This window comes from Neobacillus sp. SuZ13, assembly GCF_030123365.1.
GTDB lineage: Bacteria > Bacillota > Bacilli > Bacillales > Cytobacillaceae > Neobacillus.
In genome coordinates, this window is sequence record NZ_CP126107.1 from 4,627,455 (window position 1) to 4,646,124 (window position 18,670).

At 40.4% G+C, this 18,670-nt stretch carries 15 protein-coding genes and 1 other annotated feature; of the genes, 5 read left to right on the forward strand and 10 right to left on the reverse strand.

Going from position 1 to position 18,670, the window contains the following annotated elements; translation table 11 throughout:
- Positions 1-333 precede the first annotated feature (333 nt).
- From QNH17_RS22910 to zapA, 6 genes are all read right to left on the reverse strand, one after another.
- Entirely contained in the window at positions 334-2,040 is a 1,707-nt protein-coding gene (locus tag QNH17_RS22910) for an AMP-binding protein (RefSeq protein WP_283875336.1), read from the reverse strand.
- 233 nt (positions 2,041-2,273) lie between these two features.
- Positions 2,274-2,681, reverse strand: coding sequence for a DUF350 domain-containing protein (locus tag QNH17_RS22915; RefSeq protein ID WP_283875337.1), 408 nt, complete (start codon positions 2,679-2,681; stop codon positions 2,274-2,276).
- 19 nt (positions 2,682-2,700) lie between these two features.
- Complete coding sequence (locus QNH17_RS22920) at positions 2,701-5,061, reverse strand: endonuclease MutS2 (protein WP_283875339.1); 2,361 nt, start codon at positions 5,059-5,061, stop codon at positions 2,701-2,703.
- Positions 5,062-5,073: 12 nt separating this feature from the next.
- Complete coding sequence (gene polX, locus QNH17_RS22925) at positions 5,074-6,792, reverse strand: DNA polymerase/3'-5' exonuclease PolX (protein WP_283875340.1); 1,719 nt, start codon at positions 6,790-6,792, stop codon at positions 5,074-5,076.
- A 74-nt stretch (positions 6,793-6,866) separates the two neighbouring features.
- Entirely contained in the window at positions 6,867-7,421 is a 555-nt protein-coding gene (locus tag QNH17_RS22930; protein WP_283875341.1) for a CvpA family protein, read from the reverse strand.
- Between the two features lie 6 nt (positions 7,422-7,427).
- Entirely contained in the window at positions 7,428-7,688 is a 261-nt protein-coding gene (gene zapA, locus QNH17_RS22935; RefSeq protein ID WP_283875342.1) for a cell division protein ZapA, read from the reverse strand.
- A 108-nt stretch (positions 7,689-7,796) separates the two neighbouring features.
- On the opposite strand from zapA, the gene rnhC reads away from it, so the two are divergent.
- Positions 7,797-8,741 carry a ribonuclease HIII gene (gene rnhC / locus QNH17_RS22940; protein ID WP_283875344.1) on the forward strand — a complete coding sequence of 315 codons (945 nt, stop codon included), beginning with the start codon at positions 7,797-7,799 and terminating at the stop codon, positions 8,739-8,741.
- A 61-nt stretch (positions 8,742-8,802) separates the two neighbouring features.
- Complete coding sequence (locus QNH17_RS22945) at positions 8,803-9,093, forward strand: 4a-hydroxytetrahydrobiopterin dehydratase (RefSeq protein ID WP_283875345.1); 291 nt, start codon at positions 8,803-8,805, stop codon at positions 9,091-9,093.
- 96 nt (positions 9,094-9,189) lie between these two features.
- Here the strand turns inward: QNH17_RS22945 and pheT are convergent, their stop codons facing one another.
- The 3 genes from pheT to QNH17_RS22960 form a co-directional block, all read right to left on the reverse strand.
- Complete coding sequence (gene pheT, locus QNH17_RS22950) at positions 9,190-11,604, reverse strand: phenylalanine--tRNA ligase subunit beta (RefSeq protein ID WP_283875346.1); 2,415 nt, start codon at positions 11,602-11,604, stop codon at positions 9,190-9,192.
- Between the two features lie 51 nt (positions 11,605-11,655).
- A complete protein-coding gene (gene pheS, locus QNH17_RS22955; RefSeq protein ID WP_098574324.1) occupies positions 11,656-12,693 on the reverse strand; it encodes a phenylalanine--tRNA ligase subunit alpha in 1,038 nt (345 codons plus the stop codon).
- Between the two features lie 70 nt (positions 12,694-12,763).
- Positions 12,764-13,034: a binding site (T-box leader), on the reverse strand.
- 61 nt (positions 13,035-13,095) lie between these two features.
- Positions 13,096-13,845 (reverse strand): TrmH family RNA methyltransferase, encoded by a 750-nt coding sequence (locus QNH17_RS22960; protein ID WP_283875349.1) that lies wholly within the window; start codon positions 13,843-13,845, stop codon positions 13,096-13,098.
- 266 nt (positions 13,846-14,111) lie between these two features.
- Here QNH17_RS22960 and sspI point away from each other — a divergent pair, with 266 nt between their 5' ends.
- Positions 14,112-14,318 carry a small acid-soluble spore protein SspI gene (gene sspI, locus QNH17_RS22965; protein WP_098574329.1) on the forward strand — a complete coding sequence of 69 codons (207 nt, stop codon included), beginning with the start codon at positions 14,112-14,114 and terminating at the stop codon, positions 14,316-14,318.
- Positions 14,319-14,628: 310 nt separating this feature from the next.
- Here sspI and QNH17_RS22970 read toward each other — a convergent pair whose 3' ends face one another.
- The gene (locus QNH17_RS22970; protein WP_283875350.1) at positions 14,629-15,714 is read right to left on the reverse strand and encodes a M42 family metallopeptidase; all 1,086 of its coding nucleotides are present in this window, start codon (positions 15,712-15,714) and stop codon (positions 14,629-14,631) included.
- A 243-nt stretch (positions 15,715-15,957) separates the two neighbouring features.
- Here QNH17_RS22970 and QNH17_RS22975 point away from each other — a divergent pair, with 243 nt between their 5' ends.
- Together QNH17_RS22975 and QNH17_RS22980 are read left to right on the forward strand one after the other, a co-directional pair.
- Positions 15,958-17,055 (forward strand): GerAB/ArcD/ProY family transporter, encoded by a 1,098-nt coding sequence (locus QNH17_RS22975; protein ID WP_283875351.1) that lies wholly within the window; start codon positions 15,958-15,960, stop codon positions 17,053-17,055.
- A gap of 31 nt (positions 17,056-17,086) precedes the next feature.
- Entirely contained in the window at positions 17,087-18,646 is a 1,560-nt protein-coding gene (locus tag QNH17_RS22980; protein WP_283875352.1) for a spore germination protein, read from the forward strand.
- Positions 18,647-18,670: the final 24 nt, after the last annotated feature.

The following is an 18,670-nucleotide window of genomic DNA, read 5'->3' on the forward strand; positions in this document are numbered from 1 at the left end:
TGTGTTATTCTTGTCTGTTAATTTCCGTTCCAGGCACTTCGCTTTCCGCGGGCGTGCCGGGGAGCCTCCTTGTCGCTTTGCTCCTGCGGGGTCTCCCCTGCCCCGTACTCCCGCAGGAGTCTTCGCGCCTTCCACTGCAATCAACAGAGTGCCAAAATCAGTATTAACCATTAACACAGCCTATGCCTATTATTAAAAAAGAAAAATATGAATGAATAATCATTCATATTTTAATAATAGTAATTAACTCTTGATCTGTCAAGATATCTCATTACCTTTTTCTTAATCTGGGATATGGACAGGCTTAATCTGTCAAAAAAAAAGAGGTAACACTTATGCGTGTTTTTGGTTTTCTTCTTCTCTTTTTTGTTTCTCTTCTTCAACTAGCATTCTTCTTAAAATTTTCCCTACAGCAGTTTTGGGCAATTCTTGTCTAAATTCATAGTATCTCGGTGCCTTGTAAGCCGCAAGATATTTTCGTGAAAATTGGTTCATTTCTTCTTCCGTAACCGATGAACCTTCTTTTAAGACAATATAAGCCTTAACCGTTTCTCCGCGGTATGGATCGGGAATTCCTGCTGCGACTGCTTCAACCACATCCGGATGTTCATATAATACTTCCTCAATCTCTCTTGGATAGATATTATACCCGCCAGCGATAATCATATCCTTTTTGCGGTCAACTACATAAAAATAGCCATCTTCATCCATATAGCCAAGGTCACCCGTATATAACCATCCATCATGCAAGACTTCCTTCGTATCCTCTGGACGATTCCAGTACCCCTTCATGATTTGCGGCCCTTTTATCACGATTTCTCCAATTTCCTTTATAGGCACCGGTTCACCTGTGTCTGTTGATACAACTTTTACTTCTGTATCTGGCCACGGCACACCAATACTGCCTTTTACTCGAGGGGCATCCCATAAAAAGTTCGCATGTGTGACTGGAGATGCTTCCGTTAGCCCATAGCCTTCTACAAGTTTCCCTCCAGAAACGTCTTCAAACTTCTCTTGTACCTCGACTGGAAGTGCGGCTGAGCCACTGATACAAGAATGAATCGATGATAAATCATACTTTTTCAAATCAGGATAGTTTAAGATTCCAATATAAATGGTTGGTGCACCTGGGAACACTGTCGGGCGCTGTTGGTGTATGGTCTTCAATGTTGTCTCAACATCAAATTTAGGTAATAAGATCATTTTATTGGCCTGCATCACCGATAAAATAAGCACAGTTGTCATGCCGTACACGTGGAAAAACGGGATGATTGCAAGAACGGATTCTTCTCCTGGCTTGGATTTATAAAGCCAGGCCTGGCACATCTTGGTATTTGCAATTAAATTCTTATGGGTAAGCATGACGCCTTTCGGAAATCCTGTTGTTCCTCCTGTGTATTGAAGGAGTGCAACATCTTCCTCAGGATTGAATTCAACATGCCTCACTTTTTGTCGCTTCATTTTTACTATTTCCGAAAGCAAATGTGTACTTCCTCCGTGTTTTACATTCACGACAATTCCATATTGTTTTTTCTGGATGAAGGGATAAATTAGATTTTTAGGGAATGGTAAGTAGTTCTTGATAGCGGTTACAATAATATGTTGTAAATCTGTTTGCGGCATCACTTTAGATACGCGTGGGTAGAGGATGTCGAGTGTAATAATTGCCTTTGCGCCTGAATCTTTCATCTGGTATTCTAATTCACGTTCGGTATATAACGGGTTCGTTTGAACAACAATTCCGCCTGCTATTAGTACCCCAAAATAACTAATCACAGCCTGTGGTGTGTTAGGAAGCATGATCGCGACCCGATCACCTTTTGAAATGCCAAGGGTTTCCTGCAAGTAACCGGCAAAATTCAAGGCATCTTCATAAAGCTGTTTATACGTGATATCTTTTCCCATAAAATGAATCGCTATTTTTTCAGGGTATTGCTCTGCAGAATTCACTAAGTATTGCTGAACAGGCTCTTTGGAGTACTCGAGTGTGGCTGGTATTTCTTTTGGATACAGTGTTAGCCAAGGTTTTGCTTCATACATAATATCCCCCTTTTCTATGTGGATAATTGTAAAAATTCAAACTTCTCTTCTATTATATTACAGTGCTTCGCATTAAACAATTGACGATAAAGTTAAAAAAATCACCGCTGAATGATCCTCAGCGGTGATTTTGACTTATGCAAAAAATAACATATAGATCAAACCGATTAGCAAAAACAAGCCGCATAATCCGAGAAGTATCTTAGCTAATGTCTCCACTTTTTATTCTCCCCTTACGTAATACCTGCACCAATGACAATCGATAAGCCAATCGAGATCACCAATGAAATCAACCCAACTGCCCGATTATCATTTTGAATTTCTTCGTCAATTTTAAATTTTGGCGTTAAAAATTCAAAGATAAAGTAACCAACTACTAATAACAAAAATCCATAAATCCCCCAGCCAATCATGGAAAGAAGCGAATTGTTCTGCTCAATTGTACAGCGAAAGATATTGGCCACCCCCAATATCTTCCCCCCAGTTGCCATCGCCACAGCCACATTTCCTTTTTTGATTTCTTCCCAATTTTTATATTTCGTCACCATTTCAAAAATAGCTAAAAAGACGACCAAACATAAAATGACTACACTATAATTAGCAGCTATCTGAATATATTCGTTCTCCCAAAACTGGTCCATTGCCAAAACTCCCCGGACATTATTTAAACTCTACGATGGTTACGCCTGATCCGCCTTCCCCAGCTTCTCCAAAGCGAATTTTTTTAACAGATCGATGGTTTCTTAAGTATTCCTGAACGCCCTGTCGCAGCGCACCCGTTCCTTTACCATGGATGATCGATACACGTGGATAACTGGAAAGCAGCGCATCATCAATATATTTTTCCACCTTAAGAAGAGCATCTTCATAACGCTCCCCGCGAAGGTCTAATTCTAGTTTAACATATGAATCCCGACCTTTTACAATTGCCATCGGCTTGGTTTCAACCTGTTTCGGGGTGCTCATATATTCCATATCTTTTTCTTTTACTTTCATTTTGAGAATTCCAATTTGTACCTGCCATTCATTCGAAGAAACTCTTTCAACCAGTGTACCTTTTTGGTCAAAGGTAAGTACTTTTACCTCATCGCCCGGCATATACGTATGTTTCTGCGTTTTTTTATTTGTGAGTTTAGCAGCGGATTTTGGTATTTCTGGTGCAGCCTCTTCTAAGCGCCGTTTTGCTTCAATTAATTCATGTTCCTTTATATCGGCATGCTTTTCCGTGCGCATTTTGCGTAGATCCCGGATGACCCGTTCTGCCTCACTCTTTGCCTCGTCAACGATTTCTCCAGCTTTTTCTGCTGCCTTTTCAAGCATAGAGTCTTTTTTCTCGTAAAATTCCATTAGTTGTTTTTGCAAGTCTTGATGGAGTTTCTCAGCAGACTTTAAATAATCGCGAGCTTCCTCTTGCTCTTTTTCTGCCAGTCGTTTACTGTCTTCCAGAGATGAAATCATTTTATCAATTTGGTTCGTATCTTCACTTACATGCGAGCGTGCCGCCTCGATGACCCGTTCATTTAAGCCGAGGCGTTTGGAAATTTCAAACGCGTTGCTCCGCCCTGGAACTCCTAATAACAATTTATAGGTAGGGCTTAATGTTTCCACATCAAACTCGACACTCGCATTCAAGACACCCTCACGGTTATAACCATATGCTTTTAACTCAGGATAATGTGTCGTGGCAATGACTCTTGCGCCCCGCTTGTGGACCTCATCCAAAATGGAAATCGCCAAGGCCGCACCTTCCTGCGGATCGGTGCCTGCCCCGAGTTCATCAAATAGTACAAGACTATTAAAATCGACTCGATTTAAGATATCCACGATATTAACCATATGGGATGAAAAGGTACTTAAGCTTTGTTCGATGGACTGTTCATCGCCAATATCAGCATAAACTGCATCAAAAACAGCTAACTCTGAACCGTCATAAGCCGGAATCTGCAAACCCGCTTGGGCCATCAATGTACACAATCCAAGTGTTTTTAAGGTGACCGTTTTACCACCTGTATTCGGACCCGTGATAACAATCGTTGTAAATTCTTTTCCAAGCATGATGTCGTTGGCTACGACTTCATCGATTGGAATAAGTGGATGTCTTGCCTTATATAAGGCAATTCTTCCTTCATTATTCATGATTGGCATGGATGCTTTTATACGTTTTCCATACCTTGCTTTTGCAAAAATAAAGTCTAAATTGGTAAGGACCTCGACGATGATCTTAAGTTCACTCTCGTGTTCAGCCGCTGCGGCCGATAACTCTGTTAGAATCCTATCGATCTCGAGTTGTTCCTTCACACGAATATCCTGGAGTTGATTGTTTAATTGGACAATCACTTGCGGTTCTATAAAAAGAGTTTGTCCTGATGCGCTCTGGTCATGAATAATCCCGCCGTAATGGCCGCGATACTCCTGTTTAACAGGAATGACAAACCTGTCATTTCGAATCGTGACAATTGCGTCGGAAAGCATTTTGCTGGCATTCGATGAACGAATCATGCTTTCTAGTTTTTCCCGTACGCGCGATTCATTTGACCTTAGTTGGTTCCTCAATGAACGTAGCAGGTCGCTTGCGCTGTCTAATACTTCTCCGTTATCATCGATGGCATGTTTAATCGAATGCTCAAGGTTTGTGAGCGGAATAATTCGTCCTGCCTGTTCAGACAAAATTGGAATTTCTGTTCGTTCATCAGCAAACTCCTCTATAAATCGTTTCATTTGTCTGCTTGCATGGATGGTACTAGCTATTTGAATGAGTTCATTCGGGCTTAACACACCGCCAATGACCGAACGTTTGATGTGTGCAGTAATATCATGAACACCTGAAAGTGGAACATTCCCTTTTACCCGAAACACTGTTGCAGCCTCATCTGTTTCTGCTTGAAGTTTAACCACTTCATCAAAATCAGTAGACGGCACCAAGTCCTGTATTTTTCTTCTCCCAAGAGAAGAAGCGGCATGTTCTAACAGCTGTTCTTTAACTTTAGTAAATTCTAGTACTTTTAAAGCTTTTTCTTGCATGGAGATAACCTCCTATTCTCGATTATGTAAAAATTCTAGCAGGTCATTTTTATCCAGTGCATTTAGCACTGATGATTTTTTAATCCAGCCTTTTTTGGCTGCGGAAACACCGATTTCCATATGCTTTAATGTATCCATTTTATGGGCATCTGTGTTGATAAGGATTTTTACTCCCGCCTCCTGTGCACTACGTAAATACTCCGCTGCTAAATCAAGCCTGTTTGGATTTGCGTTTAGTTCTAAGGCTGTATTAGTTTCTTTGGCAAGTTGGATTAATAAATCAATGTTTACATCGTATCCTTCGCGGCGCCCAATTTTCCTGCCAGTTGGATGAGCAATTAAATCCACATGGGCATTTGTTAACGCTGTCTTTAGACGCTCCATGATTTTTTCCCGTGGTTGAGAAAAGGCAGAATGAATGGAGGCAATCACGAAATCCATGTCAGCTAGCAACTCATCATCATAATCCAAACTGCCATCTGGAAGAATATCCATCTCGACACCCGCTAGAATAAGGAAATCATCATACTTTTGATTAAGTCTGTTTATTTCTTCTCTTTGCATAAGAAGTCTTTCCCGTGTAAGACCATTAGCCACTTTTAAATACTGTGAATGGTCAGTGATGGCCATGTATTGATAACCTCTTGCCCGGCAGGCATCAGCCATTTGTTCAATGGAATGGGCACCGTCGCTCCAGGTGGAATGCATGTGAAGATCACCTTTAATATCTGCTAACTCAATTAACTCCTCAGTTGCACTGAATGTTTCGACTTCCTTCCCGTCCTCTCTTATTTCTGGAGGGATGAAGGGAAGATCAAAATGCTTGAAAAATTCTTCTTCAGATGAGAATGTGAGAATTTCTCCCGTCTCGATGATTTCCACACCATACTCACTAATCTTTTCACCGCGTTCTTTCGCAAGTTGTCTCATCCGGACATTATGGTCTTTTGATCCAGTGAAATGATGAAGGGTTGTGATAAATTCTTCGGGTTTTACCAGACGGAAATCGACTGAAATATCGTAATCATAGGCAAAAACGAGGGAAACCTTCGTTTCTCCAGCTCCAATCACTTCTTTGATGTTTGCTAATTGTAATAGCTGTTCGCGCACATGTTCAGGTTGTTTGGTTGCAATGATAAAATCAAGATCCTTAATCGTCTCTCTCATTCTGCGCAGGCTTCCCGCACGTGAAAATCGGTCAATATCCTTGAAATTCTCTAGTGTAGCTTCAATCTGCTCTGCAATTGGAAGCATGTAGGCTAATGGCAGCCGATCAGGCCTTGTACCCACATTGGCAATGGCACTGAGGATTTTTTCCTCTGTCTTCTTGCCAAAACCAGCGAGTGCTTGAACTTTTCCTTCCTCACAAGCTTCTTTTAAGCTGGAAACATCCACAACTTTCAATTCTTTGTATAGTTTGGCAATTTTCTTACCGCCTAGACCAGGGAGCTGAAGCAATGGGATTAATCCTCTTGGAACTTCCGCCTTTAGTTCCGTTAGAACAGAAGAAGTACCCTCTTTTATGTATTCATCTATGACAGCGGCCGTCCCTTTACCGATCCCAGAAATCGTTGTAAAATCTTCAATTTCTGTTAAGTCTCGTTCATCTGTTTCCAAGGCATTTCCAGCTTTTCGAAAAGCAGAAACCTTAAAAGGATTTTCTCCTTTTAACTCCATATAAGTGGCAATCGTTTCTAATAATCGTAATAAATCTTTTTTAGTTACTTCCATTAATAAGTCACCTACCTACTGATTAGCATTTTCATTTTAGCCTACTTTATGGCATGAATAGAAAAACTTCTCTGCTACAGAGAAGTTAAAGCAGCTGTATATTCAATCCACAAGCTTTTAATTTGCTGTGAAAGGATCGGAGTACTATTCACAATTGCTTTTGCCATGATCGATTGATCCAAAGCATTTTGCATAAATTCTATTGGTACAAGGGCTGAAATATATAATAAAATAAAGATAACTAAATACACTTCAACGAAACCTAGAATTCCTCCTGCCCAAACATTCAATTGCCGTAAGATAGGCAGATGAGCAACGAAGTCGAGCATGGAACCAATAATTTGCAATAACACTTTTGCTGCAAAAAAGATGATGACAAAGGCAATCGCACGATAGAAGGCGGCTTCCATATTACTACTGTCACCTAAGATTTTTAGTGTAGACATGTTACCAAAGTTCGGATAAGGAATCCATAATGTTAACCTCGGTGCTAACTGTTCGTAGTATGAATATGCCGCTACATATGCAATAATAAAACCTATTAAATGAAAAAGCTGCAAAATAAAGCCTCTTTTCAAGCCTACAAAGAATCCAATAATTAAAAAAATGATAATTGCTATATCCAACATGGTCTTTTAGTCCTTTTCCTTTTGTTGTTCTTTTTGCAGCCGATTTAATTCGTCTTTCATTTGAAGAAAATCATTGACTGCATTTACAGCTGTTAAAACGGCGAGTTTGGTTGCATCTAAAGTGGGATTCTTATAACTGATTTCGCGCATTTTATTGTCAACTAATGAGGCCACATGCCGGATTTGACTTGGACTTTCGGAACCCACAATAACATATTGTTGTCCGTATATTTCTACGGTTGTTCTATTTTTTTGATTATTCGACAACGTCATGCCTCCATTCAGAGAATCCTATTCTCTATCATAACATGAACCGTTATCTGTGGAAAAGTTAAAGCGTATTTTATCTTTATTTAGAAATGTGGTGTGTATAGTATGGGTAATGTTGTATTAAATCTAGAAATAAATAAAATCATGGAAATGAGAAACTACTACGGTAAAAATTTATTAGATAAAAACATTCCCGGGAGCGTGTTTGCCGCAAAAACGTCTGCCTGCATGATTACAGCTTATAAATCTGGCAAAGTATTATTCCAAGGGAACGATAGTGAAAAAGAGGCTAGTAAATGGGGAAGTGCCACCTCAAACAAGCCTTCCTCTCCTACTAAATCGAAATCACCAGCGAAAGGCGACCTGCCGGTTGGGATTAGTCAAATGTCAGTGATTGGTTCAGATGAAGTTGGGACGGGAGACTTTTTCGGTCCAATTACAGTCGTGGCAGCCTATGTAAAAAAAGAAAATATTCCATTGTTGAAAGAATTAGGCGTGCGGGATTCGAAGGATTTAAACGATGAAAAAATCATTGCGATTGCAAAGGTCATTAAAGATATTATTCCATTTAGTTTAATGACCTTAAAAAACGAAAAATATAATCAGGTTCAACAATCAGGAATGTCGCAAGGAAAAATGAAAGCGATCCTCCATAATCAAGCGATTTTAAATGTATTAAGCAAAATTTCGCCTGAGAAGCCAGAAGCGATTCTTATCGACCAATTTGTGCAAGGCAGTACCTATTTTCAGCATATTAAAGGCCAAAAAGCAGTGGCCAAAGAAAATGTTTGCTTTAGTACGAAAGCAGAAGGCATTCATCTTGCCGTTGCGGCAGCAAGTATTCTCGCACGATATGCCTTCATCCAATATATTGATAAACTCAGCGAGTCTGCTGGCTTCAAAATTCCAAAAGGTGCAGGAGCACAGGTGGATATAGCTGCAGCAAAGCTAATTATGAGCAAAGGCCGTGACATCCTTCCTTCTTATGTGAAGCTCCACTTTGCCAATACCGATAAAGCGATCGCCCTTGTTAATAAAAAACGAAATTGAAATGATTTTTTGGGCTGTTCTAGGAATAGATATATAAAAATGGCGTTTGGAGGAATTTAGGTTGGCAAATCGATTAAGTGAAGCGGAGATAACTGCAGCTGTTGCGAGCTTACAGGGCTGGAAATTGGACGGAAAATTCATTGTGAAAAAATACCGATTTCGTGAGTTTTTACAAGGCGTAGCGTTTGTGAATGTCATAGCGCAGCTTTCAGAAGAAAAAAATCATCATCCATTCATTGCGATTGATTATAAACTAGTAACACTGCGATTAACCTCATGGAATGCCGGGGGATTAACTGATTTGGATATCACTTTAGCGAATAACTATGACTCGATTTATGAAAAGATATAAGAGTAAGGGAAATGAAACGAGGTTAATCTGTGGAAACCTCGTTTTCCTAATCAAAAAAGCTAGTTCGAAGACAATCTTCGAACTAGCTTCTTTTGGTTAACCCCTTAAAACCGCACCCGCTTTTTCTTCTAACGCTGCAAGTACTCGATTATGAATCTTCGTTACTTCTTCATCCGTTAACGTACGTTCCGGATCAACATACTTTAAAGAGAATGCAATAGACTTCTTGCCTGCCTCCATCTTATCTCCCTCATATAAATCAAACACTTCAGCTTCCTTAAGAAGCGGCGAGCCCGCTGTTACGATAATTTCTTTTAGGGTGCCTGACACCGTTTCTCTGTTTACCACAAGGGCAATGTCTCTTGTGATGGACGGGAAGCGTGGGATGGCCTGATATTGTAATGCTGGTGTTTCTGCTTCAAGTACTGCTTTCAATGAGAGCTCGTATACGTAGGTATCCTTTAAATCTAGCTCTTTTTGAACTGTTGGGTGGACTTGGCCGATAAAGCCGATTTTCTCACCGTTTAAGAGTACCTCAGCCGTACGGCCTGGGTGCATGCCATCTACTTGCGCTTGAACAAATTGAACCTGTTCTAGTAAACCAAGCATAGCAAACATTCCTTCTAGGATTCCTTTAATCACGAAGAAGTCGACTGCCTTCTTCTCTCCTTGCCAAGAATGACTTGACCATAGCCCTGTAATAGCGGCAGCTAAGTGTTCTTTTTCTGATGGAAGAGTTTCTGTGCCATTCGCTAAGAATACAGCCCCAGTTTCATACACACCTAAGCTATCATTTTGACGTGCACTGTTGTATTTTAAAACTTCCAACAACTGTGGCAGAATGCTTAAACGCAAGATACTGCGCTCTTCACTCATTGGCATTGAAAGACGGATGGTATCTCGCTTTTCAAGCGCGAATTGAGTTGCTTTTTCCTCGCTAGTAAGGGAATAAGTTACTGCTTGGTACAATCCTGCTCCTTCAAGGTATTGACGAACCATACGGCGTTTCTTCTGGTACTCAGATAACCTTCCAGGGGTTGTTGAACCAATTGGCAATGTTTTAGGGATGTTGTCGTAGCCGTAAAGACGAGCCACTTCTTCTAGTAAATCTTCTTCAATTTTAATATCACCGCGGCGAGTTGGCGCCGTTACAGTTACGGTATCCTCCTCAATGCTGATACCAAATTGAAGGCGATCAAAGATATCTTTTACGTCATTCATCACTAGGTCTGTACCAAGAACTCGATTGATTTTTTCTAAAGTGATAGAAACTACAGCTGGCTCAACTGTCATTGTATCCGCCTCTGCTGCACCTTCTAGTACTTCACCGCCAGCGTATTTTGCCATTAAGTAGGCAGCTCGATTTCCAGCGGCACGAACACGATTAGGATCAACACCTTTTTCAAAACGCGCGCTCGCTTCACTTCTTAAGCCATGGTCTTTCGAAGCTTTTCTAACAGTTGCCCCGTTAAAATAAGCGGATTCAAGTAGTACAGTTGTTGTATCTGAAGTTACCTCTGAATTTGCTCCGCCCATGACACCAGCAAGTGCTACAGGTTCGGTTCCATTAGTAATAACAAGATGATCAGATGTTAACGTGCGTTCTGCGTCATCCAACGTTACAAATTTCTCCCCATCTGTTGCACGACGGACAAGGATTTCTTTTGAACCTAAGCGGTCATAATCAAATGCATGAAGCGGCTGACCATATTCAAGCAGAATGTAATTGGTAATATCGACAACGTTATTGTGCGGACGAATTCCAGCTGACATTAAGCGAGTTTGCATCCAGAGCGGAGATGGTCCGATTTTTACATTTTTAATGATCTGCGCTACATATAATGGATTATCCTCTTTTGCTTCGACCGTAATTTTTACATAATCTGATGCTTTTTCAGTTGAAGCTTGCAGGTTCGTTTCAGGAAGTTTAACGTCTCTGCCAAGAATCGCTGCTACTTCATAAGCAACACCCAGCATGCTCAAACAATCGGCACGGTTAGGTGTTAAGCTAAGTTCAAGAATCTCATCATCTCGATTTAACTCAGCCAGTGCATCAACGCCTACTACTGCATCCGCTGGAAAAACAAAGATCCCCTCTGAATACTCTTTCGGAACTACCTTTCCTTCCATACCTAACTCTGTCAGTGAACAGATCATTCCGTTCGATTCTTCACCGCGAAGTTTTGCGCGTTTTATTTTAAAATTACCTGGTAATACTGCACCTACTGTTGCCACCGCAACCTTTTGCCCTTGAGCCACATTTGGCGCACCACAAATGATTTGTACCGGTTGGTCTCCTCCAACATCGACAAGACACTTGCTTAATTTATCCGCATTTGGGTGCTGTTCACGTTCAAGAACATGACCAACAACAACGCCTTGAATGCCGTCGTTAAGGATTTCGACTCCCTCAACCTCAATACCGCTTTTTGTAATTTTTTCTGCTAATTCAGCAGCAGTTACTCCAGTTAAATCGATGTAATCTTGGAGCCATTTATAAGAAACGAACATGTCGTCATCCTCCTTTTTTTATTCAACTTCAACGGATTGAAGCGTTCCAATTTACTCGTGTTTTGAAAATTGTTTTAAGAAACGAACATCATTGGTATAGAAATGTCTGATATCATCGACACCGTACTTTAACATTGCAATCCGCTCAGGTCCCATACCGAAGGCGAAGCCAGTGTATTTTTTAGAATCGTATCCTGCCATCTCTAGAACGTTAGGATGGACCATTCCTGCTCCAAGAATTTCGATCCAACCTGTGCGTTTACAAACGCTGCAGCCATGGCCGCCGCAAATTTTACAAGAAATGTCCATTTCAACAGATGGTTCTGTGAAAGGGAAAAAGCTTGGGCGTAAGCGGATTTCACGATCTTCCCCGAACATTTTTTTCGCAAACACTTCTAAAGTTCCTTTTAGGTCACTCATCCGGATGTTTTCACCGACAACTAGACCTTCGATTTGCATAAATTGGTGGGAGTGTGTCGCGTCATCATTATCACGGCGGTACACTTTACCTGGGCAAATAATCTTGATCGGACCTTTGCCTTGGTGCTTCTCCATTGTCCGGGCTTGAACTGGAGAGGTATGAGTACGAAGAAGGATGTCTTCTGTAATATAGAAAGAATCTTGCATATCCCGGGCTGGGTGGCCCTTCGGTAAATTAAGAGCTTCGAAGTTATAATAATCCTGCTCAACTTCCGGACCTTCTGCTACCTGGTAACCCATACCGATAAATAAGTCTTCAATTTCTTCAATGATTCTTGTCAGCGGATGATGATTTCCAACCTTCACTGGGCGGCCTGGAAGAGTAACATCGATACTTTCAGAAGCTAACTTTTCTAGGACAGCAGCTTCTTCTAATCCCTTCTGTTTGGCTTCAATTTTTTCAGCAATCGCTTCACGAACTTCGTTTGCTAGTGCTCCCATAACTGGACGCTCTTCAGCAGAAAGTTTACCCATGCCACGCAATACTTCCGTAATTGGCCCCTTTTTTCCTAAGTAGGCAACACGGATGTCATTTAATTCTTTTAAGCTTCCGGACTGTTCAATTTTTTGAATAGCCTCTTCCTGCAATTCCTTTAAACGTTCTTGCATGTCAATTCCTCCTTAATAATAATCGGTAATTGGTGTCAGGCACCAAAAAAACAAAAAAACCCCATCCCTGGAAAGGGACGAGGTTAAAGTTTCGCGGTACCACCCTTGTAAACACGTTATGTAAAACACATTGTGTTCGCTTCATTCGGATAACGGCTTATGCCGGCGCATCTTTACACGAAAAGCGGAGTAGCCGGACAGCTATGCTTTTTATCGTGGTCCCGATGCCAACTCAGGAGGTGAACTTCTCTTATCGTTTACCATAAAAGTGCTTTCAGTCGCGGCACTTTCTCCCTAAATGGTTTTAAAAATAAGATACTTTTCTCCGTCATCGTCATTTTATATTCCATATTGTTCATTATTATATAATAATTCTCCATGCAAGGTCAAACTAGTTTACGCCTATTTTTTCAAATAATAAAGGAGGATCCCTGTTGCCACGGCTACATTTAATGACTCACTTTTCCCGTAAATCGGGATATAAAGGTTGGCAGTTGTACTAGCAAGAATATCCTTACCGACACCATTTCCTTCATTTCCAACAATTAAGGCAAACGAGTCACCTATGGAAATATCAGTATATGCAGAAGCACCTTCAAGTGCTGTACCGTAAACAGGAATATTTTTTTCTTGCAGTTTGTCAATCCACTCGTGAAGGTCCCCTCTAATGATCGGCAAGTGAAAGTGACTTCCTTGTGCGGACCTAAGAACCTTAGAGTTATATATATCTACACTTCCACGTCCAACCACAACAGCGTCAATCCCGGCTGCGTCTGCTGTGCGGATCATAGTTCCGAGATTGCCTGGGTCCTGAACTGCGTCAATGAACAGGTAGGTTTTTGCATTACGTACTTCCGTAGCTGCGATTCGGCACACAGCATAAATTCCTTGCGGTGCCTCTGTATCAGATAGTGAACTCGATATCTCTTCAGTAACTTGTGTTACTGGTGTGGATCCAGCATCCCATCGGGAAGGTAAATCCACCTTTTCAGAAACAATGATTTCTAAAATTTGTTCTCCCTGTTTCAGGGCTTCTTCCACTAAATGAAAGCCTTCCACTAAAAAAGTCCCTGATTTATCCCGCTCTTTTTTCGTTAACAGCTTTTTCCATTGTTTAACTCTCGGATTATTTATTGATTCAATATGCTTCAAAACCCGCTCTCCTTTTACAATAACGATGATTTTTATATTATAGCCTAATAAAAATACATAATAAAACCAAAAATAGAAAACATATAAAAAGAAAAGCGAAAGCGCCTTGTCCAGGGGAGACAAGCATAAGACAAGCACTGACAGAAGGCGCCGTTTGCCTTCCGAAGTGATTGGCTTATGTCTCGAGCCCCTAGGCGCTGTAGCTAGACAGTTCTCCAGGTTCAGAGTTTTAGACTTTATTATTTATTGAAAAGGAGTGCATATACATGAATTTAAATTTACGTAACGCGATTGTTCACAATGTTGCTGGGAATACACAAGATCAATTAGAAGATACGATTGTTGATGCGATTCAAAACGGGGAAGAAAAAATGCTCCCGGGTCTCGGTGTTTTATTTGAAATCATTTGGAAAAATTCATCCGAAGAAGAGAAAAAAGAAATGCTCGCTACTCTTGAAAGTGGGTTAAAGTAGTCATATGTTTGTTCAGGGGCTGTCAATTGGTTAAGGTTGACAGCTTTTTTCTGTAAAGATTTAAACTTTCAGCAAAAATAGATGCAATAATTAACTTCTAACAACAATTCAGGCACTCAATAAGCGAATTTTTGGGTTCAATCGGCGAATTTGGGCATTCAATCGGCGAATTTTCATGCTCAATCGGCGAATTTCACCTTTCAATCGGCGAATTTCCATGCTCAATCAGCGAATTTCACCTTTCTATCAGCGATTCAAAAACTCGAATAAAAAATCCCCGGCAAAGTTCTACCGGGGACCCCACAATAAGTTATTTAAATGTAATTTTATTAACCGTCTCGCGGTCTAAACGCTTGATGACTTCAACAATCAGCTTCACAGCATTTTCGTAATCATCACGATGGAGCATCGCGGCATGGGAATGGATATACCTTGTTGCAATAGTAATTGGTAACGCCGGAACCCCATTATGGGTCAAATGGATCGACCCAGCATCCGTACCGCCGCCAGGAATCGATTCGAACTGATAGGGAATGCCCAATTCATCAGCTGTGTCGGTCACTAAATCGCGCAACCCTTTATGGGCTACAAGAGAGGCATCATAAATCACAACTTGCGGTCCCTTACCCATTTTACTCATGGCTTCTCTTTCAGAGACTCCCGGTGTATCGCCGGCAATACCGACATCAACCGCAAAGCCGATATCTGGGTTAATTTTTGCCGCTGCCGTCTTGGCGCCACGCAAACCAACCTCTTCTTGAACATTTCCGACACCAAAGACAACATTAGGATGGTCTACACTCTTAAGCTGCTTCATCACATCGATGGCAATGGCACAGCCAATCCGGTTATCCCAAGCTTTAGCTAATAACATCTTTTCATTGTTCATAACGGTGAACTCAAAATATGGAACAACCATATCGCCCGGTCGAACGCCCCACTCCGTAACTTCCTCACGGCTGGAAGCACCTACATCAATAAACATGTCTTTAATTTCAACAGGTTTCTTGCGTGCTTCTGGTGATAAAATATGCGGTGGTTTGGAACCGATAACCCCAGTTACATCTCCCTTTCTCGTAACAATCGTCACGCGTTGCGCGAGCATAACCTGGCCCCACCAGCCGCCAACCGGTTGAAAACGAAGAAAACCTTTATCATCAATTTGGGTAATCATGAAGCCAACTTCATCTAAATGACCTGCGACCATAATTTTCGGGCCGCCTTCTTTACCTACCTTTTTGGCAATCAAACTGCCAAGTCCATCGGTTGTGAGTTCATCCGCAAATGGTTCTATGTATTTTTTCATAACTTCACGAACTTCACGCTCATTACCAGGAATTCCTTTGGCATCTGTTAACTCTTTTAACATCGTCAAGGTTTCATCTAGTTTTGCCATTATTTCGCCCCCTTTATATAGGTACATTTTTTATTATACCGAAGTATATTGTAAAGTTACAAATTTCGCCTAATTAGTTGAAATCACTCAGCATCCTTTGAATCTTTAAGAAGTTCATGGAATCTAGGCTTCATGGATAACATGTATTTCTATGGAGAATATTAAATAAAAAGGAATACTTTGTAAGGAACGGGTTGTTTTGTAAGTCATAAGCTTTTCTTACTGCAAAAGGGAGATAAATTAATGATTAAGGAAAAAATTAGTGCAATCCAGCTTGTTTATTTAATGGCAGGCTATGTATTAGGGACGGCGATGATTCTGGGTTTAGGGGCTGACACGAAGCAGGATGCATGGATCTATATCCTAATTGGCATGGTATCCAGTCTAATATTAATGGTTGTTTATACTCAATTATCAACCTATTATTCAGGGGATACACTCGTTCAGATGCTGCCAAAGATAATCGGAAGGTTTCTTTCCTTTCCCGTCATCCTGCTTTATATTGTGCATTTTACCTATTCTGCCGCAAGAGCGTGCAGAGAATTGGGGGATCTGATTGTCACAACCATCTTAACTGAAACCCCCATCTTAGTGGTAATAGGAAGCTTTATGGTGTTAATGATCTATTGTTTGCTGGGCGGAGTAGAGACTTTGGGGCGAATGGCGGAAATCATCTTTCCTATCTATATTTTTGCACTTATCCTGATTTGGTTTCTCTTATTTAGTGTTGAATCATTTGATGTAAAAAATCTAACTCCTGTTTTAGGTAATGGAGTACAACCTTTATTGAAAAAAGCAATTCCAACTGCCATAAACTTCCCATTTGGCGAAACCATTGTCATTATGATGTTTTTTCCTTTTTTAAGCAATAAAAAACAAATAAGAAAGATAGGATTGTCTGCTCTAGTAATTGGAGGAATCCTATTAACAGTTAATTCTATTATGATGCTTTCTACGCTAGGACCGGAAATTTACAGCAGAGATCTTTTTACCTTGCTTGCTGCAACTCAAATGGTTTCTGTTGCAGATTTTCTTGAGCGGTTTGATGCCCTTGTTATTTTAATGATGGTAGCAGGAGTATTTTTTAAGGTGGGCGGATTTACATTCGGTGCTTCCATTGCCATATCTCAATTATTCAAGTTAAAACAAACTCGTTCCGTACTGATATCACTAGGGTTAATTATTACCCCATTATCACTCATAACCTCATCTAATTATGTTGAACATATAGATTTTGGATTTAAGTTTTTTGTTCCATATTTTTTAACTCTATTACAAATCATTGTGCCGATTTTATTACTTTTCACCGCAATGATTCGTAAAAAATTGGGCCTTTTATAGTCTCATTTAATCAATAAGGGTGGTACGTTCATTGAGAACTTTAAGACGGATTAAAAAATTATATTCGACTTTCCAAAATCAAAACCGAGACAAAACGCAGGAGGAAAAAGGCAACGATCAATTATCAGGATTTCTTCAGGAAGATTTTTTACAGGTAAAGCATTATTTTGAAGGGGCTTCAGATTTCAGATATCGTGAACTCGAAATCAACTCTACATATTCGGCTATGATTTTTTATCTCGATGGATTAGTGGGTATAGAAAGAATTGAATTAAACGTCATCACTCCATTACTCAAAAACAATGATGCATTCCTAAATAACCCTAAACCGACAATTGAGACTATCCTAGAAGAACTAAGTTCAGCTCAAGTAAAACAAGGGGAAACAATCCAGGAAGTGATTAATCATATTTTGTTAGGTGACACTGTTTTATTGATTAATGGACTTAAACAATCCCTTTTTATTAGTGAACAAGCATGGGAAAAGCGCTCCATTGAAGAGCCCCTATCTGAGGCGGTCGTTTTAGGACCAAGAGAAGGCTTTACTGAAAATATCCGAACCAATACAAGTATGATTCGAAGACGATTAAGAACAACAAAGCTTAAATTCGAAAGTATACAGATTGGGAACCTTTCCCAAACTGAAGTAGTCATTACCTATCTTGATGGGATTGCACAACATTCAATCATAGAAGAAGTTCGCAGCAGATTAAACCAGATTAATATTGATGCGATTGAGGACAGCGGTTACATTGTGGAGCTTATTGAGGATCATCCTTTCTCGGTGTTTCCGCAAATATTGCAAACTGAACGGCCTGATCGAGTGGTCGGTAACCTTCTTGAAGGGAGAATTGGGATTATTGTTGAAAATAGCCCTTTTGCTCTTGTTGTTCCTGTTACTTTTTTTCAAATGATGAGTTCCCCAGAAGACTATTATGGAAAGTTTATAATGGCAACCTTTATTCGATTCATCCGCTATCTATTTTTATTGGTTGCACTATTGTTTCCCTCCATTTATATCGCTGTGACTACCTTCCATCAGGAATTACTGCCAACCAATCTTTTGTTTAGTGTTGCAGCTTCACGGGAAAAGGTGCCCTTTCCAGCGGTTATCGAAGCCCTATTAATGGAAATAACTTTTGAAGCATTGCGTGAAGCAGGTTTACGATTGCCGCGGCCCATTGGATCAACAGTTAGTATTGTTGGAGCTTTAGTAATCGGTCAAGCTGCTGTTGAGGCGGGGATTGTTTCCGCTCCACTAGTTATTGTTGTATCCACTACAGGCATTGCATCATTTATGTTTCCTAGTTATACCCTAACTGGAGCTATTCGGATCCTTCGATTTTTAATGATTTTTTTATCCGCAACATTAGGTTTTTATGGAATCCTATTAGGAGTTTTCTTTATTTTAGTACACCTTGTTCAACTGCGCTCCTTTGGTGTTCCTTATTTGGCCCCTGTTGCCCCACTTAATTTTAACAACCTTAAAGATGTTTTTGTTCGTGCTCCTTGGTGGAGGATGAATGAACGGCCAGAACAAACAGGAAAAAGGAATTTGAGGAGATTACGTCCCCACAACCGTAAAAACTAGTTCGTTTAAAAGGACGGGATGGGA